At 44.0% G+C, this 19,829-nt stretch carries 17 protein-coding genes; 6 read left to right on the top strand and 11 right to left on the bottom strand.

The window, feature by feature from the left end:
* Positions 1-246 precede the first annotated feature (246 nt).
* Complete coding sequence (locus tag ACMCM8_RS05200; protein WP_412726142.1) at positions 247-1,707, top strand: DUF3336 domain-containing protein; 1,461 nt, start codon at positions 247-249, stop codon at positions 1,705-1,707.
* Positions 1,708-1,784: 77 nt separating this feature from the next.
* Positions 1,785-3,218, top strand: a complete 1,434-nt coding sequence (locus ACMCM8_RS05195) for a hypothetical protein (protein ID WP_412726140.1) — start codon at positions 1,785-1,787, stop codon at positions 3,216-3,218.
* Positions 3,219-3,266: 48 nt separating this feature from the next.
* Here ACMCM8_RS05195 and ACMCM8_RS05190 read toward each other — a convergent pair whose 3' ends face one another.
* The 4 genes from ACMCM8_RS05190 to fadR all read right to left on the bottom strand — a co-directional run bounded on the left by ACMCM8_RS05190 (position 3,267) and on the right by fadR (position 7,788).
* Positions 3,267-3,959: a hypothetical protein gene (locus ACMCM8_RS05190; protein ID WP_412726138.1), complete on the bottom strand. Its 693-nt coding sequence runs from the start codon at positions 3,957-3,959 to the stop codon at positions 3,267-3,269.
* A 182-nt stretch (positions 3,960-4,141) separates the two neighbouring features.
* On the bottom strand, positions 4,142-4,501 hold the full coding sequence (locus ACMCM8_RS05185) for a phasin-related domain-containing protein (protein ID WP_412726136.1): 360 nt from the start codon (positions 4,499-4,501) through the stop codon (positions 4,142-4,144).
* Between the two features lie 150 nt (positions 4,502-4,651).
* Complete coding sequence (locus ACMCM8_RS05180; RefSeq protein WP_412726134.1) at positions 4,652-6,835, bottom strand: S9 family peptidase; 2,184 nt, start codon at positions 6,833-6,835, stop codon at positions 4,652-4,654.
* A gap of 242 nt (positions 6,836-7,077) precedes the next feature.
* Positions 7,078-7,788 carry a fatty acid metabolism transcriptional regulator FadR gene (fadR, locus tag ACMCM8_RS05175; protein WP_412726132.1) on the bottom strand — a complete coding sequence of 237 codons (711 nt, stop codon included), beginning with the start codon at positions 7,786-7,788 and terminating at the stop codon, positions 7,078-7,080.
* A 441-nt stretch (positions 7,789-8,229) separates the two neighbouring features.
* On the opposite strand from fadR, the gene nhaB reads away from it, so the two are divergent.
* Genes nhaB through ACMCM8_RS05160 form a run of 3 tightly spaced genes read left to right on the top strand, consistent with a single transcriptional unit; the run spans position 8,230 to position 10,880 of the window.
* A complete protein-coding gene (gene nhaB / locus ACMCM8_RS05170; RefSeq protein WP_412726130.1) occupies positions 8,230-9,804 on the top strand; it encodes a sodium/proton antiporter NhaB in 1,575 nt (524 codons plus the stop codon).
* Between the two features lie 3 nt (positions 9,805-9,807).
* Entirely contained in the window at positions 9,808-10,335 is a 528-nt protein-coding gene (gene dsbB, locus ACMCM8_RS05165; protein ID WP_412726128.1) for a disulfide bond formation protein DsbB, read from the top strand.
* Positions 10,332-10,880 carry a GNAT family N-acetyltransferase gene (locus ACMCM8_RS05160; RefSeq protein ID WP_412726126.1) on the top strand — a complete coding sequence of 183 codons (549 nt, stop codon included), beginning with the start codon at positions 10,332-10,334 and terminating at the stop codon, positions 10,878-10,880. Before dsbB ends, ACMCM8_RS05160 begins: the two co-directional genes overlap by 4 nt.
* A gap of 60 nt (positions 10,881-10,940) precedes the next feature.
* Here the strand turns inward: ACMCM8_RS05160 and ACMCM8_RS05155 are convergent, their stop codons facing one another.
* Positions 10,941-12,227 (bottom strand): alginate export family protein, encoded by a 1,287-nt coding sequence (locus ACMCM8_RS05155; protein WP_412726124.1) that lies wholly within the window; start codon positions 12,225-12,227, stop codon positions 10,941-10,943.
* Between the two features lie 262 nt (positions 12,228-12,489).
* Between ACMCM8_RS05155 and ACMCM8_RS05150 the strand changes: the two genes are divergently transcribed.
* On the top strand, positions 12,490-14,136 hold the full coding sequence (locus tag ACMCM8_RS05150) for a methyl-accepting chemotaxis protein (protein ID WP_412726122.1): 1,647 nt from the start codon (positions 12,490-12,492) through the stop codon (positions 14,134-14,136).
* Positions 14,137-14,218: 82 nt separating this feature from the next.
* On the opposite strand, the gene ACMCM8_RS05145 is transcribed toward ACMCM8_RS05150, so the two are convergent.
* From ACMCM8_RS05145 to fadD, 6 genes are all read right to left on the bottom strand, one after another.
* Entirely contained in the window at positions 14,219-14,713 is a 495-nt protein-coding gene (locus ACMCM8_RS05145; RefSeq protein ID WP_412726120.1) for a YcgN family cysteine cluster protein, read from the bottom strand.
* Positions 14,710-15,378 carry a fumarylacetoacetate hydrolase family protein gene (locus tag ACMCM8_RS05140; RefSeq protein WP_412726118.1) on the bottom strand — a complete coding sequence of 223 codons (669 nt, stop codon included), beginning with the start codon at positions 15,376-15,378 and terminating at the stop codon, positions 14,710-14,712. Before ACMCM8_RS05140 ends, ACMCM8_RS05145 begins: the two co-directional genes overlap by 4 nt.
* On the bottom strand, positions 15,378-16,352 hold the full coding sequence (locus ACMCM8_RS05135; protein WP_412726116.1) for a lytic murein transglycosylase: 975 nt from the start codon (positions 16,350-16,352) through the stop codon (positions 15,378-15,380). The genes ACMCM8_RS05140 and ACMCM8_RS05135 overlap by 1 nt, the downstream gene beginning before the upstream one ends.
* Before the next feature lie 125 nt (positions 16,353-16,477).
* The gene (locus ACMCM8_RS05130; RefSeq protein WP_412727620.1) at positions 16,478-16,774 is read right to left on the bottom strand and encodes a YcgL domain-containing protein; all 297 of its coding nucleotides are present in this window, start codon (positions 16,772-16,774) and stop codon (positions 16,478-16,480) included.
* Between the two features lie 110 nt (positions 16,775-16,884).
* On the bottom strand, positions 16,885-18,039 hold the full coding sequence (gene rnd, locus ACMCM8_RS05125; protein ID WP_412726114.1) for a ribonuclease D: 1,155 nt from the start codon (positions 18,037-18,039) through the stop codon (positions 16,885-16,887).
* Positions 18,040-18,100: 61 nt separating this feature from the next.
* Positions 18,101-19,753: a long-chain-fatty-acid--CoA ligase FadD gene (fadD, locus tag ACMCM8_RS05120; protein WP_412726112.1), complete on the bottom strand. Its 1,653-nt coding sequence runs from the start codon at positions 19,751-19,753 to the stop codon at positions 18,101-18,103.
* Between the last annotated feature and the right edge of the window lie 76 nt (positions 19,754-19,829).

Below are 19,829 nucleotides of genomic sequence, written 5' to 3'. Positions count from 1 at the left end.
GATGGATTCAAAACACAGGTGTAATTGTCGTCCTTATATGTCCCTGATATGACGACAATAAAAAGGGTGTTTTGAGGGCAACGGCAAGCGCCTATCGCCTCAGACTTTAGGTAGAGAATTCTAAAGTTTTAGCATAGGGTGTTATATAAGGCTTTCACGCCACTTGGGTTGTGACGGTTAGTATTCAACCAACATGGCAGGACTCTAAAGAATTTGGTTCATTTTCACTTACGGTAGGTAGTCAGTATGGCAGTATTCGACTTGCGGTTAAAAAAAATCGAAAACGACATTGAACAAGCCTCGTGTTATGAAGAATATGAAGCTGCCTGTCTGGCCCACGACGAACTTTCCGGTGCCCAGGAATGGAAAGCTAAAGACGCCAGTGATGACTATGACCACATGCTTATTCGAAAGCGCGTTCAACGATTACAGATAGCGCGGGGCAAAGGTGACCTTCATGCCTTAATGTCCATTTTACATGAAGGCTTGCATGGCAATTTAGGCAACATCGCAAATCCGGTACTGCTGAACCAATGTAAAATAGGGACTAAGCACCTCATTGAACAATTCATTGATGAAGTCATTCTTGCACTTGAACAAATTTACAGTGCCGATGAGAATGAAGTGGATTTTTACGAGAAACTTTCATTTTTCGAAGAAACTGCTCACGCGTTTGGTCGAAGCTGTTTAATGCTGTCTGGTGGTGCTGGCTTAGGGTTCTTTCACGCTGGCGTTGTGAAATCACTCAACGAGAAAAACCTCTTGCCTACTGTGGTATCAGGGGCAAGTGCTGGCTCTATTATTGCGGCAATGTTAGGTACTCGCAATCACGACGAGTTATTAGAAGCCTTAAGTGCCGAATTTATTTACGACACGTTTAAGCACTGGCGAAGCTTTTCCGGCTTGGGCAAAAAAAGTTTATTTGATAGTTCGGTGCTAGAAAATGCCCTGATTGAACTGTTCGATTTAACCACCTTCGAAGAGGCCTTTAAGAAAACTGGCAGGCATATCACTATCACTGTCTCACCGGCAGACTTACATCAACACTCGCGTTTGCTAAATGCAAAAACGTCGCCTAACGCAATTATCACCCAAGCCGTACGTGCGTCCTGTGCTGTGCCAATCATCTTTAGTCCCGTTCAGTTAAGGGCGAAAACCCCAAAAGGTGAGATTGTGCCTTACATCCCGAACCGCCGCTTTGCCGATGGCTCATTGATGGCCGATCTTCCTTATGAACGGCTAGCTAGATTGTATGGTGTGAACCACAGTATAGTCAGTCAAACCAACCCTCTGGCAGTCCCCTTTATATCTTCAAATCGCGTTGACCCTAACTCGTTGTGGGATATGTCAACGAGACACATCGGGCAGCTGGCTAAATCCAATAGCATTTTTGCCATAGATATCATAGAGCGTTTAACTGGCAACAAAAGTGCCAAATTAGCCATCCACAAAGTTCGCTCTATTATCGATCAACAGTACGTAGGTAATATTAATATCTTACCCAAGCGTCAAATACGCAATTTATCGCAGGTGTTATCTAACCCCACGGTGGAAAGTATTAAGCATTTGATTGACAGTGGTGAAAAGGCGTCATGGCCGCAAATACATATTATTAAAAGAAATACTAAAATTAGTGAAAATTTAAGATATCATTTAGGTCAACTTAAAAAACGCGAAGCGGTTGAGTTGGGTCATTTGGTGCGATAAACCAATGGCGGCATCCACTGCTAGAATAGCGTTAGTAAAATAAACGCTATTCAACGGACAGATCAGAAAGGATTACGGTGAGCGTTAAAAGCCTAAACCCAGACAGTAATTACACTCAACAAGTAAAACAACTCATCAATTTGGTTTATCCAAAAGATACCGGATTTGGATCGATTTTTGAGGATGCCGCTCATTATTTTTCGCTTACACCGTCTCTAGAAAAACACGTTGCAGATCTCAAGAAACAACAAATAAAGATCGCCGGTGTCAAAGGAAAAGAATCCCTTTACGACACACTTGCTGTCAAACTGAAAAACAGTACGACTAAACTTGAAGAAGAACGCTTGGCTCGATTAGAGCGGCTGCATAATGTGGTAACAAAAATTATCGAGTTGTGTGAAGGTGACACCCCCCAGGAAACCTTGCAGCTCAGTGCTAAATTTCTCGGCACCCTTATGCTGCTAACCCGAGGCCCTGAGGGTAAATTTGCCCAGGTTCACCAGCGGTTTAAACCACTTTACAAAGCAGTGTTGACACTCAGGTTGGTCGACCGATTGTTAGAGCACGATACCATTGCCCATAAATATTTATCTAAGTACCGGAAAGCGGCGTCTCGATTTGATGGTAGCAATTACTGGCGCGAAAAGTGGAAAGTGGAATTAGGGACTCCCCTTATTACCGCAGCACTCCTTCAAGACGTTGGACTTCAGAGTCCTGCTGCACAGACAATCCTAAAGGGCGAAGACGGTAGCTTAAATGAATTCAGATTACTGGAAGACTCACAGCGTAAAGATTTATTAAAACTCAATTTTCACTATACCCTTAAATATTTGGAAGACGGCCTTGGCCTTCCCCGCTACGTGGGTAATAGTAAAGAAGAAAGAGATCGCTTCAATATTACCCAACAAGAGGCAAACGACTTTTTACTTCAAGTAGTTAAAGACGCGTTTGTTTCTAAAACGGGGCTCGGAGAAATCGTAAAGATTCCACAGATATATGTCTCAATAGTGCTATCAACAAAAGGAGACTACAGTCGAAAGAGCTTGCCAAAAGGTTATCTACTAATCGACCAACTTGCCAAAAAAGGCAGTCTGAACAAGCAATTAGCCCAGGATTTCATTAATATTGTGGGCTACTTTCCACAGGGATTCGGGATCACGTTTATTCCCCTTAACGAGAATGGTCAGGAAAAAGACCAATTTGAATGCGCTATCGTAACTGGCTTGTGCCCTTCAGACCCTGCTGAGCCGATTTGCAAAGTAGTTACGCGCAATCAACACTACATCAGCGGTGGCACTCAGGAAGTCATCGCCAAAGATCGCAACCTGTACTTTCCAGCTAACCGTAAAAAGTTGATGCGAGTCGGCCGCGAGCGGCTGACCGAAATTTTGAAACAGTTATCCAGTAATTTTTCCCCTGACGCTATTGATGACTTAGTGCCTAGCTTTTGGGAGCCCCATGATTTCTTTGGGTTTAAGAAGCATCAAAATCTATGGACAAAAAACAACTAAAAAGCAAAGATTCGCGTTTGCTTTTTAGTCTTATACCCATACAACACGTTATTCCGTGCTACCCCTCGAACCCGAGGCTTTAGTGGAAGTAGCAGCGGTTTTACTTGTGCTTTTACGGGTTGTTCCTTTATTAGCCGCTACTTTACTAGGCGCTTTTTGAGAAGTAGTACGCCGCGTGGTTGCCTTTCGTTGTGTTGTAGCAGTTTTTGTTGAAGTTGACTTAGTCGTCGCGTCAACACTCTTTGCGGAATCCGCTTTACTGGCCGTTGATTTGGCGGCAGGTTTTGTCGCCGTATTGGTAGACGTTTTTGACTTGTTTGCAGCCTTTGCAGCGGCTTCTTTTGCTGCAAGTAGTGCGACCTGTTCTACCAATAAATCTACTTTTGCACTCAGTAACGCTAGCTGTTGTTCTTTTTGCACCCGTTTCTGGCTACCAGAAAATATGCTTAAAAGCGGGTTTGTTGTGACAAGCTTTTGCACATTATCTATGAAGGTGGCAGGATTTAGTGCTCGCTTCAAATCACTTTCCACTTCTACCCCTTTCATCTGCATTGCATTAAGGGTTTCATGAGTGTCATCCAGTGCTTTACTGACAAGACCTGCTGCCACATCCAATTTCGCAGCGACCAGGTCGCCACCGGCAAAAAGCCAACCAAATAATGGCGATGATTTTAGTGAATCAGTTGACCCACTTTTCACTGGGCTAATATCACTGGCTTTAGAAGTGCTTCTGTTACTCATAACGCCTCCTGTAAAGGGAAGTAGGTGGAGAAATTAGTAGATAGAGCTAAGGCTGGTAAATAAGTGATGCGTAGCGGAACTATTCATGTCCGCTACGCGTGCGATTCATCAGGCTAAAAAGATGCACTCCATCACTCACTTTACCCGCAATGATGTGTGCTCATTGCGTGCCTCTATTGACGTTACTTACTGGCCGCTAGTTTTGCTACTGCTTCTGTAAGCGCATCAATTTTAGCAGAGAGTTCTTCAATACGCTGATCAGCTGGCTCAGAATCAAGGCCCAGTTTTTTGCGTACATCTGCAACTCGGTTTTCAACGTCATTGGTAGTAGACTTGAATTTGCTGCGCGCGTCTTCTTCTAGGGTTTCACCCTTACTTACCAATTCATCAAACATTTTGTTTGCTTCTTCGCTTAGTTTCTCGTAGCGACCTTGCGCTTGTTCAACGCTTTTACCGTAGGCGCCTAGACCTGCTAGCCAAATTTTACGCGCCATTTCTTCCGCTTCTGTAATTTTACCTTTGATAGTCTCTGTGGTAGTCATAATCTGCTCCTGTGAATGCCTAAGTAGGGTGTCGGTTTAACACCATAACTACACTCTACGTGTAACATTTAGAAAGCGCATACTAAAATTAAAAAAAGCGAAAAATAATGTGACCACCACTAGAGCCATTACCTGGTGGTCACAAAGTACTTAAAATTGAACGCCCGCTAAATGCAGTACAAATGCGTATTCTAAAGCGGTTGACTCAAATCGCTTGAAACGACCCGATGCACCACCGTGTCCTGCTTCCATATTGGTTTTGAAAAGCAGTAAATTATCATCGGTTTTTAGTTCACGAAGCTTCGCTACCCATTTCATAGGCTCAAAGTATTGTACCTGTGAATCATGCAGTCCTGTGGTAACCAACATGTGTGGATAGGCTTTGGCTTGTACTTGATCATAAGGCGAATAAGAGAGCATGTACTCAAACTCCCCTTTATTAGCGGGGTTTCCCCACTCCGTATACTCTCCGGTAGTTAACGGTATGCTAGCATCACTCATGGTCGTAACGACATCGACAAACGGAACATGGGCACTGACCCCTAAGTATAACTCAGGCGCCATATTCACAATTGCACCCATCAATAGCCCGCCAGCACTGCCGCCCATCGCGAATACCCGGGATTGATCTGCATATTGGTTAGCCACTAGACCTTTTGTAACATCAATAAAGTCAGTGAAGGTATTGATTTTATTTCCCATTTTTCCTTGCTCATACCATTCACGACCTAGCATTTGCCCACCGCGAATGTGTGCAATCGCAACGACAAACCCTCTATCTAAAAGAGAAATCCAACTAGCCCTAAAAATAGGATCCACTGTTGAACCATAGGAGCCATAGGCGTATTGATATAGTGGGTTTGTACCATCTTTTTTGAATTTTTCTTTGCTATAAACCAGTGATACCGGTATTTCAGTGCCGTCTCTGGCTTCAACCATCACACGCTCTGAGGCATAATCATCAGTGCTGAATGTATCTGATACATGGGTCTGTTTCATTACAGTTGTATCAAACGTATCTAGGTTCACATCCAGAATAGAGGCCGGCGTTGTCAGAGAGCTGTAATAAATGCGTAAGGTCTCCGTATCAACCTGCGTATTACCTGTAAAATATGCGCCATAAATTGGATCTTGAGTAGGTAATATTTTCTGCTCTGCAGTTGTGAGATTGTGTACCACTAATCGCAGCATGCCATTTTCTTTTTCCTTCACAACCAAATGGTTTTGCATAACTTCAATATCCTGCACGAAGACATCAGGTCTGTGACCAACGACTTCTTGCCATTGACTTATATCATCCGTTGCATTTGCAGGAACTTTCATAATCTTAAAGTTTTTAGCGTCGATATTAGTGCGAACGTAATAGCTATCTCCGAGCTTGGCGACGCTGTACTCTTGCCCATCTTTAAGAGGCAAAAATACCTTCGGCTGTGATGATGTAGGTTGATTAGCATCAATTAGCGTTACACCGGTTTTATCCGTATTGTGATGATAGATATAGATCACATCATCATCTTTACTTTTGCCTATCGCAGTGTAAAAGGTAGGATCGTTTTCTTCGTAAACAAGGATATCATCAGCCTGTGAAGTGCCTAGCTTATGTCGCATCACTTGATAACCTAGCAGCGTTTGAGGGTCTTTGTTCACGTAAAAAACATGTTGGTTATCGTTTGCCCAGACCACCTGACCTGACGTGCCCGACAACACGTCCTCTAACATTTTATCTGTCTCGAGGTTTTTAACGTAAATATTGTAGATTCGGCGGCTTAACGTATCTTCTGCGTATGCAAGTAGCGTGTTGTTAGTACTAACCGCGTATTCGCCAATATTAAAATAATCATGGCCTTTTGCCATTTCATTGGCATCAAGCAACACTTCTGGCTCTGCATCTAGTGCCGTTTTTCTAATATAAACTGGGTACTCATTGTCGCCAGAATATTGGGTTGAATACCAATAGCCGTTTGAAAAGACGGGCACTGTTGAGTCGTCTTTTTCTATTCGCGACACCAACTCCTGATACAGTTTTTCTCGCGTTTGTTTAAGTGGAGCTAGCACAGCTTCCAGATATTCGTTTTCTTTTTCAAGGTGTGCCAGCACTTCTTCATTGGTTCGCGAGTCGTCACGCATCCAATAGTAATTGTCGACGCGACTTACCTCATGAGCAGTCATTGTATGCGGTACTTTCTTAGCCACTGGCGCAGTAATACTGGTATTTAATGATGCTGTTACAACAGACTTTTCCACCGAGGAAGGCGTTGCGTCAGCCCCGTTTTTATCCCCCGTACAACCCGTTAAAAGCCCACCTGCAGCGAGTGCTATCCATAAATATTTCATATTCATTCCCATGCGTTACAGGCTGACACAACCTGCTTATAGTCATAATGAGTATTGAGTATATCGAATCTTTTAGGAGGGTCTAGCGCCTCGGTAGAGACGTCGCGTATTGGCTACAATAAAAGTGTTACAGAATATGTGAAAGGCGCTTAGCGCAGGACATGCAGGTATTTGTAAGCGCTAAAAACAAAACAAGCGCCCAAGGCGCTTGTTTTATGAATTACTGTTGAGCGAGTAGCGATTTAGTCAACTAAATCTTTCGGCATATCATCGCGGATCTCTTGCCATACTTTGCCACTTTCTATTCCGTACTTGCGCACCACTACAGGAACGCGATCATATTCTCCCTTCTCGGCAACTTCCAATAAGTCGGCGTAGTATTTATTAGCCACGTCACGAGCTTGCTGATGTGAAAAGAAGTAACCGCCTATTCGCGAATACAAGCCTCTGAACCCGTTCATCATCAATACAAACACGTTGTTATTTGATGCCAACGCCAGATCGTGGGACATTTGATAGTCAAATTGCGCAAATGCCATCCCTTCTTGCTCGACATTTTTGTATCGAGCAATAATTTCAGCAGAAGCCTGAGGGTTGTTTCGAATTGCACCTCGAATGAATACAGCACTCAAATTTGTTCGCGCTGCCAATAGATTGTCTACCAATTCAGGAATGCCTTCCTGATCGAGACGTGCCAAAGTTTCGAGTATGTTTAAGCCACAGGTTTCCCAGAAATTGTTTACCTTTGTAGGCTTACCGTGTTGAATAGTCAGCCAACCATCTCTTGCTAATCGTTGAAGCACTTCACGCAGTGTTGTACGAGTCACACCTATCAGCTCAGACAGTTCTCTTTCCGCAGGCAATATAGTGCCAGGTGGGAAGCGTCCACTCCAAATTGATTCAACAATGTATTCTTCGGCAAATCCAGCTGGACTCTGCGCCTTATAAATCATAACTAATCGCCTGCACGTTATTGTTATTTTGTAACTGATTGTACCAGATGCTCTTTTATTATCACAATGAAATATGCCTCGTCCAGCAAAGGATTTAACAACTTATTAAAATTTCAATTTGCAGGGACGATAAATGAATCACATTTTGTTTATAAAGCAGTCTCTCATTTCTGTCGCTAGCACTATTTTGCTCTTAAATAATAAACATCAACGAAAAATCGATAAATATTCAGCGACTTTCATAGGGTGGGGTCTGTGATTTGCTTTCTCAAGGCGTTAATATCATGTACGCTTAAATTCCGACTATAATGACAGCTACGAAACTGCTAACTATTAGAAAACTTGCCTGATTACCAGCAGCTTATGTAAGCAATAACCGGAAACTACACAGTATGAAGGTGCACAAACCTGTGCGCCTTGTTGTAAAAGGAACAGGAACTCATGCAAACCTCAATGATCGCAGCGATCTATAAGAACTTCCTGGGACATGCGCCCGACTGGTATAAAAAGACCATAATTGCCTTTCTCATTGTAAACCCCATTTTATTTATGGTGGACCCTTACATCGCAGGCTGGACACTTGTTATTCAGTTTATCTTTACCCTTGCGATGGCACTCAAATGCTATCCCTTGCAGCCAGGGGGATTACTTTTAATTGAAGCAATGTTCATTGGCATGACCTCACCGGGTCACATGATGCATGAAATTGAAGTCAACCTTGAAGTACTGTTGCTACTTGTGTTTATGGTAGCCGGTATTTACTTCATGAAAGATTTGTTGATGTACTTGTTCACCAAACTCGTGATAAAAGTACAAAACAAACTGGTACTTTCTCTGTCCTTTATTTTCGCTTCTGCTTTCCTATCAGCCTTCCTAGATGCCCTTACCGTGGTAGCGGTTATTATTAGCGTCGGGCTGGGTTTTTATTCGATTTACCACAAAGTCGCCTCTGGAAAAGAGTTCCATTCTGACCATGACCATACCAGCGACGACGAACTGGGCAGCCACGATTTAGAAGATTTTAGAGCGTTTCTTCGCAATCTAATGATGCATTCAGCGGTGGGGACTGCGCTAGGTGGCGTAATGACCATGGTAGGTGAACCTCAAAACCTAATTATTGCCGATAAAGCAGGCTGGAACTTCGTGGAGTTTTTCATCCGAATGGCACCGGTGACTATTCCCGTATTTGTGTTTGGACTGCTGACAACGATAGTGTTAGAAAAGACCGGACTTTTTTCTTACGGTGCACAACTGCCCACTGCAGTTCGTCAAATCTTAGTGGATTATAACGACCACATGGATAAGGGACGCAGTAAACGCGAAACAGCAAAACTTATCGTACAAGCAATTATTGGTATTTGGTTAATCGTCGGCCTTGCCACTCACATGGCATCAGTGGGGCTAATCGGTCTGTCTGTTATCGTGTTAGCCACATCCATGAGTGGTGTTATCGAAGAACACGCCTTAGGTAAAGCCTTCGAAGAAGCACTGCCTTTCACTGCCCTACTGTGTGTATTTTTTGGTGTAGTAGCAGTAATCATCGACCAAGGCCTATTCCAACCCGTAATCCATTGGGTATTGTCATTTGAGGGCGAAACGCAAATGGTCATGTTCTATTTGGCCAACGGTGTACTTTCAATGGTCAGTGACAATGTGTTTGTTGGCTCGGTGTATATCACAGAAGTCACTGCAGCGTTACAAGCAGGTCAAATTACTCGCGACCAATACGACATGTTGGCAGTGGCCATCAATACGGGTACTAACCTACCAAGTGTAGCCACGCCTAACGGTCAGGCTGCTTTCTTGTTCTTACTTACATCTGCCATAGCACCGCTGCTGCGCTTGTCATACGGACGTATGGTGATGATGGCGTTACCATACACTGTGGTATTAACAATTGTAGGTCTATTGGCCACTTATATCGGTCTTGCTGATATGACCCAAGTGTTGTACGACATGCACTGGATAGAGCACCACACTGCAGCAGAAGCAGGTGTTAAGGCGATAGGCCATTAATATATGCGCAGCCTTATTCACGTAATAAGTCAGTGGGCAGAGCACAAGTCATCTTGGCTTGTGCTGTTTGCCACATCGCTCGCGCTGGAAATCGCGGCATTGTACTTTCAGTATCAAATGGGGCTAAAGCCTTGCATCATGTGTATATACCAGCGCACCGCCATGTACGGTATTGTGCTGTCTGCGTTGGCGGTATTGATCAAAAATAATGGCCTCACTCGCATGGTGGGTTTCGCAGGCTGGGCTGTCGCTTCGGCGTGGGGCTTTATAATCGCAAAAGAACATGTAGGCATATTAAATGCCGCTAATCCATTCTTCGCAAGCTGTGAAATTGTGCCAAACTTTCCTTCATGGCTTCAACTTCACGAATGGTTACCTGCAATCTTTGCTGCCGAAGGTGATTGTATGGAAGATAGCTGGCAATTTTTATCGATGGGAATGGCTGAATGGATGCAATACATATTTGCCGCCTATTTTGTAGTCTTTGCTATTGTCTTTGCTTGTCGCTTGTTGGATAAAAAACCCTTTTGATTGACTTGTCCATTTTGCCTTCCCGTTTGCCGCCTATTCATACGGAGCAAGGCCCTGTTACCATACAGCGTATTGCCCAAAAACATTGCCTCGCCCTCTGTGAAGCGGGGCAGCAGTCTATCCATCACGTCAAACCATGGTTTGGCGCAAGTGTATGTCCCGTCACACCAGCGCTGGCCAAGCAGTGTATTGATAAAATGGAAGAGGCGCGTGAGATGGGCTATGGCTTAACCTATTTACTTATGCATGAAGACAAGTGTTTAGGTATGGGGATTATCAACTACATTCACCCTACCCACCTCACTGCTAATTTGGGTTATTGGCTAACGCCACAAGCGTGCGGTAAAGGCTTAGCGACTGCAATCTGTGAAGCCCTTAAAAAGCTGGCGTTTTCACAAATGAATTTGCATCGTCTAGAGTGTTTTATTGAGCCCAATAATAAAGCAAGTATCAGGGTGGCAGAACGCATAGGTGCAGTGAAAGAAGGGTCGTGTAGAAAACGGGTATTTGGAAGAGATGCACTTCTATATGCCATAACAGCATAAAGAAGTGCAAGTTAAGTGGGTCAGACGTGACTTATAGATGTACGCCTGCCCCTTTGCGTTTTAGAAGGTATACATTACTGCAGTGTAGGCGTACATGCTGTTGTCAGGGTATGCGCCAGTTTCCAGAGCTTCACCTTTCGCCAGATATGCTCCACCGAATTCAAGACGAAGCGGTTCTAACACCTGATAACGCCAGCGAACCTCAAGTTGGTGACCAAGAAAATCTTCTTCACCGTCTGCTACGTTTTGTAACCACAATCCCTTGTAGCCCACCATAATGTTGTGCACACCATTAAGTTTTGTCACACTGCGCAACCCTGGAGCAAGTATATTGCTGCGAGGAAAAGTTTGGTAAACGTCAGTGGGTCCAAAGTCGAATCTGCGCAGCCCGTATAGCGAGTCAAATGCGTGAATAGTATCGTCAGCCGAATTGTCATCACCACTAGCGGCGTCGATTTCAGCTCTTAAAAAGGTGCTGTCAGTTATTTGTTTTCCTACATGGGCATGCACCATCCACGCTCTTACGTCGCGATCAGTCGTATCCGAAGCCGATGTTGATTGGCGTGAAGTGCCGGTTTGCCCAATAGCTTCTATGTTGCTCTTCCAGCCATCAGCAAAGTTTTTAGAGTAATCCACTGAAAGTGTGTAGATATCTCGGTTCTTGGTTGAAAGTTCAGGCGAATCAGATTCTTTCAACCAGTAACTATGGACTTTCCATGCATTATCATCTGATTGGGCGTATATACCAAAGAGCTTACGGTTACTGAAACTCTTGTCAAAAGCTCGCTTGTTGTCTTCAACTGATGCTGAGTCGGAAGGGAATCGTGACACAGGCTGCAAGTAAAAACCACGCACTTCCCAGCCGTTAAATACGGTATCGACAAGCACGCCCTCGAAGCTACTTGTTGCGTTGCGATAACGGGTACGTGCAAGTAATCTGCGGCTTCCGTGATCGAGAGTGACTCGCCCTACCGTGACGCGTTCTACATGCTCTGAAATGCCTTTATAGCTTAGGTAAAACTGAACTGGCTCTAAAGTGTTCACTTGAGACGACTTTAGCGTTACATCATTCTCATCCAAATAGGCACGAGAATCCTCTATCTCTGCAACTGCATTCCATTTGCCGTAGTTGGCCTCGCCTTTTAGTCGAATCCGGGTAGAAATACGGTCGTTTGTTTTTGGACGTACGTCTTCAGTGGTAGGAAAGATAGGATTATTCAGTGTCTCGTAGCGAACTCTAATAGAACCACTGTAGTCGAATGTCAGTTCTTCAGCTTCAGCCGAAATGCCCGTAGTCAATGCTACGCCCGTAGCCAGCAGTAAAACGTTGCCTGTTAACTTACCCATTAAGGACCCTTTCTGTGTGATGTTATGTTCTTAGAACCTGTTTGACGGGCAGAGTATATAGGGCGGATTAGTACGGCGCCCTACTCCTTTTGTATGGATTAGGTATGAAAAAACATAATAGGTATTCAAAAGTATTCGCTAACCTCGCATAAAGTCTAATCGCTTGTTTTTAAAAATTTGATTAGCTTAGTTATACCCTTCGAAGTTCGCAATATGTACGAAAATCGAACAACACCAACGCTTTTTTACTTAAGTGACAATCATGCTCAATTTCGATAATTTGACAATTCGTAAAAAACTGTCTGTACCGACCAGCTTTGTAGCTATCCTGCTACTGGTAGTTAGTTTTATTAGTATTTCTAATGGAAGATTTCTCTCGCAGAACACCAAGACGCTGTCATCTGTTTTCACTCAATCACTGAGTGCTGCACTGAATGCTGACCGTGACCTTTACCAAGCGCATTCGGCGTTATTAGATTTAATGCTGGCATCACAACTAAACCAACAAGAATTGAGCAACACCCTAATCGCTGACTATGAAGAGAACGTGCAACAAGCAAAAGATAGAATGGGGAAGGTCTTAAGCCTAACTAAGGACTATCCTTCTGTGGCATCAAAAGCCAGTTCGTATCAGGAAGATTTCTCCAAGTGGACAGCGGTAAATCAGCAGGTAATGATATTAGTAAACGCAGGCGAAGTACGTCAGGCTGCAAGTGAATATCGCCAACAAGGCGTGCCTCTATTTGATACTTTAAGAGGCAATTTTGACCGTGTCGGAGAAGAGATAAAACTACTGTCCGATGAAATTACTCAAGAAAATTTATCGTCCAGTAATCAACAAACGGTTTATTTGATTGTTGCGATTGTTCTCGCCATTCTCGCTTGTGCGGTAACGATTATCGTCGGCCCCCGCCTAATTACCAAACGCATTTCAGTGTTGCGCGACATGCTTGACTCTATCAGCAAAGGTGAAGGTAACTTAACACAACGAATTAAAACTACCGGAAAGGATGAAATTACCGATGTGGCCTATGCATTTAACGCATTGATGGACAATTTACAAAGGCTGATTTCGCTGATCAAAGATGACGCCTCATCGTTGGCAGACGCAGAAAGAGCAATGAATAAATCTTCTGGTGCGGTTACAGCTATTTCTTCTGAGCAAAGAGAGAATCTTGATCAAATTGCAACCGCCGTAAATCAATTGAGCCATGCTCTCAGAGAAGTAGCCGACAATACACAAGTAGCATTAAGTGATACACAGACGGCAAACGACGATGCGGGTAATAGTTATCAAGCGGTCGTCAATTCCACTAAGAGTGTAGCAAGTACAGCCGAAGCAATAGGGTTAGCAAGCTCCGTCATTCAAAAACTTGAACAAGAAACCAAACAGATCTCCTCTCTATTGAGTGTGATAAGTGATATTTCAGAGCAAACAAATTTACTTGCACTGAACGCCGCAATAGAAGCAGCCAGAGCCGGAGAACAAGGGCGTGGCTTTGCCGTAGTCGCAGACGAAGTGCGTTCGTTGGCAAACCGTTCTCAACAGGCCACCACCGATATTAATGACATGCTACTTAACCTCAATCGAGGAGTAGAGGAAGCGGTTAACGCAATCGACACGGGATCCTCGCAGATGGCTGAAGTTGTCACTATTTCAGACACGCTTCGAGAAAAGCTTGATAAGGTCTCATCATCAGTAGTAAGTGCTAATGATCGCATATACCAAATTGCCTCTGCCACCGAAGAACAGAGTCAAGTAGTCGACAATCTGAATCACACCATTTCGGCTTTAAACGAGTTAAGTCAACAAGTAATGAATACCGTTGTAGAGGCACGGACAGCCAGTGAGCGGGTCAGTTCCGCAACGCGGAATATTGAAGGAAATGTTAACCGTTTTAATGTCTAAAAGGCACTGTATTGACCTGCATTAATTACGGTTTTTACACGCCGGCGCTTCTGCGCCAGCAGTTACCCCAATATCTGGCCTCTCAATCGATATCCTCGAGAGGCCAAATCGCAATGTAGTCTTCAAAGTGATTAAGATCGACATCACTTTCAAATACAGTTTTATTGCGTACAGACATGCCCTTGGCATGCATGACATGCTTTTTACCCTTATTGAGCAGCGGATGCCAGGATGGCACTCCCCGTCCTTCATACAAACGACGATAAGTACAGCTATTGGGCATAAAAAAGATGTCCTTTAAGTTCTCTTTCGTTAGCTTTACACAATCGGGGACAAGCTCAGTGCGTCTTTGATATTGGGTGCACTCACACTTTTTCGTATTGAGGTAAGAGCAAACAATGTTGGTGTAGTGAATTTTTTCATCAGCGTTAATGTGATCAGTCACTTCATAGGTGTCCACACTGTCGTCATCAATAAATTTCTGCAGACAACATTTTCCACATCCGTCACACAGTGACTCCCACTCCTGTTGGGTCATTTCATCCAGCGATTTAGTTTCCCAAAATGCGTGTGTCATTCAACTCCAACCTTGGTTTTCACTACAAAGTGTTGCGCCAACTCAACTTCTACACGGTCACCATCATGTAAAGGGCCCACGCCTTTGGGTGTTCCGGTTAAAATCACATCACCTGCCTCCAGTGAAAACTCATTGGACATTTGCGCAATCAGGGGAACAATTTTGTGTAACATTAATGCAGTATGGCCCAGTTGTCGCGTTTCACCGTTTATTGACAAAGAGAATTTCACATCATCCAAATCGCTAAATTGTGACAGTGGCACAAACCCTGATAGAGGCGCACTGTTGTCAAAGGACTTGGCTCGCTCCCAAGGCTGGCCTTGCTGTTTTAGCGATGCTTGAATCTCTCGAAGGGTAAGATCCAATCCTAAACCCAGCCCCCATATGGCGCTTTTAACTTCATCCTCATTGGCGTTTTTCAAGGGCGATTTAAGCAGCACTGCAACTTCTAATTCGTTGTGACACTCTCCTCTATTCGAGGGAATAAGGATGGGTTGATGCATTGAACACATGGCTGCTTTAGGCTTCATGAACAATAATGGCTCCTCTGACACTACAGAGTTCATTTCCTGAATATGATCAAGATAGTTTCGACCGATACACACCACTTTATTCACTGGTAAAATTATTGCGTTACCTGCGCTATCGAGATGCTGATATGACATTAGTATCCTCGTTTAATACGCTCTGACAAATAACCAACCGACAGCCCAAAATAGGTCGAGCGATTCCATTTCATCAGCGTATGAAAATTATTGTAAACCAAATAAACCCGCCCCTTTTCGCCATCGGGCATGATCAGTGATGCGTCGACACTGACGTCGGGTAAATCGCTGCCATCATAGCGCTTGACGCCCTGCCCCTTCCAATAAGCCAGAGTTTTCATGTTGGCTTTGGACAACCCAGATACAGAAACCGGTTGGGTTAGTGTTACCTGGCGTCCCCACGTCCCTTCACTATTCCAGCCTTCAGAAGCTAAGTAGTTCGCGATAGACGCAAACACATCGGCAGGCGTATTCCAGATATCTTTCTTACCATCCCCGTCATAGTCTACTGCATAATGTAAAAATGACAGGGGCATAAATTGAGTTTGCCCCATCGCCCCAGCCCACGACCCTTTTAGCATCTCCGGTTCAATGTGGCCCTGTTGAAGTATGGTTAATGCCGCAAAAAAGTTATCTTTAAAGAGCTTTTCGCGCCGCCCTTCATATGCCAGTGAAGCCAATGCTGAAAGCAAATGATAGCTCCCCTGAATTTTACCAAAGTTTGACTCGTTTCCCCAAAGCGCAACGATAAACCTTGGTTGCACGCCGTAACGCGCGCCTACCTCATCCAGTAGTGCCTTATGGTGAGTATAAGCTTCAACGGCTTTAGTTACCTTCCAATCTGGTACCCGCGTCTTTAGGTAGTTGTCTAACGTAATCTTTCTCTCGGGTTGGTTTTTATCTGACTTAACGACTGTTGGCCTAAAGCGAATATCGCTAAAGACACCATCCAACCAGTTGATGTCCATGCCTTGTGCGACTGCTTCGCGCTTTATATTAGCAAGGTAATCGCTAAAACCAGCTTCACTCAACGCATTTTTTGCGGCCTGAGAAATTTTTGGGGTAGGCTCACTATGTGTAAATGGGCTGAACATAACAAGAAACACACATAGCGCTTTTATCAAGCTCAATTGACTACACACTGCTTTAAACGTGGGTGATACTGGACACACCAACAAAAAGCATTTGGCAAAAATAAAGGTAAAAGCTGGCATAACAACTAGAATTGCTTATCTGGGTTTTTAGCTAGGCCGAGAGATTCTCTATGGCGCTCCAACAAATTGTCTTCTTTAGGCGGCATCTGCAAATAGAACCCTTTTTCGTTAAGTTCTTTTTCAAGTTTTTGCTTATCAACCCCTGCCAATCTATCGCGCTTATCCAGCATTATTAGGGTCACCAATTCTGGTGTGCCAAACTTTGCCATTAAAGGTTCTGGCACATCCTCAAAATGCCCCTTTTTGGGTACATATAAATACATTCCGGACTTTTTTCGTGTTTTATAAACCGCACACAACATATACGTTCTCACATTTTTAACTTAGATGGGCAAACTAAACGCCGACAAAAAGTTGATTTACTGTCAAATGTCCATCTTAATTTTTATTAGTTTTTCGTTGCTCAAGGTAATTATTCTGGCAGCTCACCTAATAAATCTGCAACCTGCTCCTTAAACAACTCTTCTCGCCACGTAGACAACACATCAGGGGTTAATCCTTGTACCCGGGTTTCATCAACTTGAAACCAATACCACTTTAGCAATTGATTTAACTGTTTCTTCGAAGCGATCACATCACTACTTACACCGTGCTCTTCAGCTACTCGCTCGGCAATATCTTTAAGTTCAGCCAAATGTTTTTTGTATTTGGGCACATCGATTAAACGCAATACCTGAGGCAATCTTAGCTTTTCGGGAGTTTGGGCATACCTGGTACGCGCGTCGTTGATCATGCTGACAATAGTATCGCCATAACGCCGTATGGATTGATGATTAATCCCATTTATACGGGACAACGCCGATTTACTGTCTGGTAAGCGCTGGGCTGCTTCAAATAGGTGACCCTCTTTGAATACAAAATTCAGTGCCAAGTCTTTTTGTTTGGCCGTCGCTAATCGCCACGCCGCTAAGGCTTGCAACACAGTGAGTTGTTCACTGTTTAGACGCCAATTATTTTTAATCAGTAAGTAAGCAAAATCTTCCGGTATTTGGGCTCGCTTTTTCGCTGCTAACAACGCAATTTCATCATAAATCCATTGGGTTTTACCCAGCGTTTTTATTTCACTGGCCAGTTGTTGGTAACATGGCAGCAGATAAAGAACGTCGTTTGCGGCGTAGGCCAACTGCGACTCGCGTAACGGGCGTGCAAGCCAATCTGTGCGGGATTCACCTTTATCGAGTTGCACGTCACAGAGCATTTCGACCAACTTTGCATAACCCACTGATGCCCCTTTGCCCAAAATACTTGCAGCGAATTGGGTATCAAAAACAGGAGTTGGCACGGTATCAAAAGCGGTTAAAAAGGTTTCGAGATCTTCAGAGCACGAGTGCAACACTTTAACTACTTCTTTATTTTCAAGTAGCGCGATAAAAGGTTGCATATTGCTAATGGCCAGTGGATCAATAAGTACCAACTGGTGTCCATCATAAAGCTGGATAAGTCCTAAGTGAGGCGCGAGGGTGCGCGTTCTCACAAATTCAGTATCAAGCGCTATTGCTTCTAAGCGTTGTGCAGCTATGCACACTTTTTCAAGTTGTTCATCTGTCGTTATAAGTTGATATTGCATAATTTTGCACAGTCAATAAAAAAGCCGGCTAACGCCGGCTTTAAAAACTATTTCAGAGAAATTAGTCTCTAAGCTCCCGACGCAGAATCTTTCCTACATTGGTTTTCGGTAAATCGTCTTTAAAGACAACTTGCTTGGGTACTTTATACCCGGTTAAATGATTACGGCAGTGTGCAATCACATCTTCAGCAGTTAGCGAGTCGTGACTACGCACAACAAACAGTTTAACTACTTCGCCACTAACTTCATGTGGTACCCCAACTGCAGCAGCTTCGACTATATGATCGTGCATTGCAGCCACTTCTTCAATTTCATTGGGGAACACGTTGAAGCCGGAAACCAGGATCATATCCTTTTTACGGTCAACAATATACAGGTAACCTTGATCATCAATGGTGGCGATATCACCGGTTGCTAACCATCCGTCTTTAAGTACTTCTTCAGTGGCTTCTGGGCGATTTAAATAGCCTTTCATGACCTGTGGGCCCTTAACCCACATTTCACCCGGTTCACCTTTTTCCACAGGGTTTCCATCGTCGTCAAGCAGCTTAATGTCAGTCGACGGCACTGGCATACCAATCGCACCTTTATACGCTTCTATTTGAGGAGGGTTGACCGCTACTACCGGTGAACATTCGGTAAGACCATACCCTTCCAATAGCACAGTACCAGTGACCTTCTGCCACTTTTCAGCGACTGGACGCTGTACAGCCATGCCACCACCTAAGCCAAATTTGAAGTTTGAAAAGTCGAGCTCATCGAACCCTGGGGTGTTTAATAACCCGTTAAACAGGGTATTCACACCCGGTAAGATAGTGAAAGGATACTTACTGAGTTCGTTAACAAAGCCAGGCATATCGCGGGGGTTGGTAATCAGAAGGTTGCGACAGCCGTATTTCATAAACATCAAGCAATTCGCTAATAATGCAAATATGTGATAGAGCGGCAGAGCTGTCACAACAAAGTCCTCGCCCTCTTCAATCACAGTTTCAAGAATGCCGGACACTTGTTCTAAGTTAGCTACCATGTTGCGGTGGGTCAGCATTGCGCCTTTTGATACGCCGGTAGTACCACCTGTGTACTGTAAGAACGCTAGATCGCCATTATTGATCTCTGGTCGCTTATATTCCAGCGACTGCCCTTTTTTCACCGCCGCCATAAATGACGTAGTCTCAGGCAAGTTGAAAGAAGGTACCATTTTTTTCACGTACTTCACTACGGCATTGACTATCCAACGCTTTGGCGCTGGCAGCATGTCGCCTAGAGAAGTTAAGAAAACCTCTTGTAGATTGGTATCTGCAATCACTTCCTCTAGCGTACATGCAAAGTTTTCTACAATTACAATGGCTTTGGCATTAGCGTCGTTAAGTTGATGCTTGAGTTCTCGTGCGGTATACAGTGGGTTCACATTCACTACAACCATGCCAGCACGCAAAATACCGAACATGGCAACCGGATACTGAAGAAGGTTTGGCATCATGATGGCCACAGCGTCACCGCGCTTTAAGCCACTCGCTTGCAAATAGGCAGCAAATTGTGCTGACAGGGTATCGAGCTCTTCGAAGGTAATTGAATGCCCCATATTAATGAAGGCTTCTTTATTTTTGAACTTTTTAACCGACTGCTCAAAAATATCTACTACAGATGCATAACGATCGGCATCGATTTCTGCGGATACGCGAGGGTCGTAATACTTAAGCCAGGTTTTTTCCACCAAAACCTCCTCTACTTTATTCTTATACTACTTTATGAGCTCGCAGGAAGCCGCGCCCATATAACTGGTCTGATAA

It is taken from the genome of Alteromonas sp. D210916BOD_24 (genome assembly GCF_047159385.1).
Lineage (GTDB): Bacteria > Pseudomonadota > Gammaproteobacteria > Enterobacterales > Alteromonadaceae > Alteromonas.
Note: the sequence above shows the minus strand (reverse complement) of the source record. Positions and strands in the feature narration are given on the sequence as shown.

Bases quoted from the DNA above. Each gene is read 5' to 3' on its own strand.
- ACMCM8_RS05200 (WP_412726142.1), top strand. From the start codon at position 247: ATGGCAGTATTCGACTTGCGGTTAAAAAAAATCGAAAACGACATTGAA.
- ACMCM8_RS05190 (WP_412726138.1), bottom strand. From the start codon at position 3,959: ATGAGTAACAGAAGCACTTCTAAAGCCAGTGATATTAGCCCAGTGAAA.
- ACMCM8_RS05185 (WP_412726136.1), bottom strand. From the start codon at position 4,501: ATGACTACCACAGAGACTATCAAAGGTAAAATTACAGAAGCGGAAGAA.
- ACMCM8_RS05180 (WP_412726134.1), bottom strand. From the start codon at position 6,835: ATGAAATATTTATGGATAGCACTCGCTGCAGGTGGGCTTTTAACGGGT.
- fadR (WP_412726132.1), bottom strand. From the start codon at position 7,788: ATGATTTATAAGGCGCAGAGTCCAGCTGGATTTGCCGAAGAATACATT.
- nhaB (WP_412726130.1), top strand. From the start codon at position 8,230: ATGCAAACCTCAATGATCGCAGCGATCTATAAGAACTTCCTGGGACAT.
- dsbB (WP_412726128.1), top strand. From the start codon at position 9,808: ATGCGCAGCCTTATTCACGTAATAAGTCAGTGGGCAGAGCACAAGTCA.
- ACMCM8_RS05155 (WP_412726124.1), bottom strand. From the start codon at position 12,227: ATGGGTAAGTTAACAGGCAACGTTTTACTGCTGGCTACGGGCGTAGCA.
- ACMCM8_RS05150 (WP_412726122.1), top strand. From the start codon at position 12,490: ATGCTCAATTTCGATAATTTGACAATTCGTAAAAAACTGTCTGTACCG.
- ACMCM8_RS05145 (WP_412726120.1), bottom strand. From the start codon at position 14,713: ATGACACACGCATTTTGGGAAACTAAATCGCTGGATGAAATGACCCAA.
- ACMCM8_RS05140 (WP_412726118.1), bottom strand. From the start codon at position 15,378: ATGTCATATCAGCATCTCGATAGCGCAGGTAACGCAATAATTTTACCA.
- ACMCM8_RS05135 (WP_412726116.1), bottom strand. From the start codon at position 16,352: ATGTTCAGCCCATTTACACATAGTGAGCCTACCCCAAAAATTTCTCAG.
- ACMCM8_RS05130 (WP_412727620.1), bottom strand. From the start codon at position 16,774: ATGTTGTGTGCGGTTTATAAAACACGAAAAAAGTCCGGAATGTATTTA.
- rnd (WP_412726114.1), bottom strand. From the start codon at position 18,039: ATGCAATATCAACTTATAACGACAGATGAACAACTTGAAAAAGTGTGC.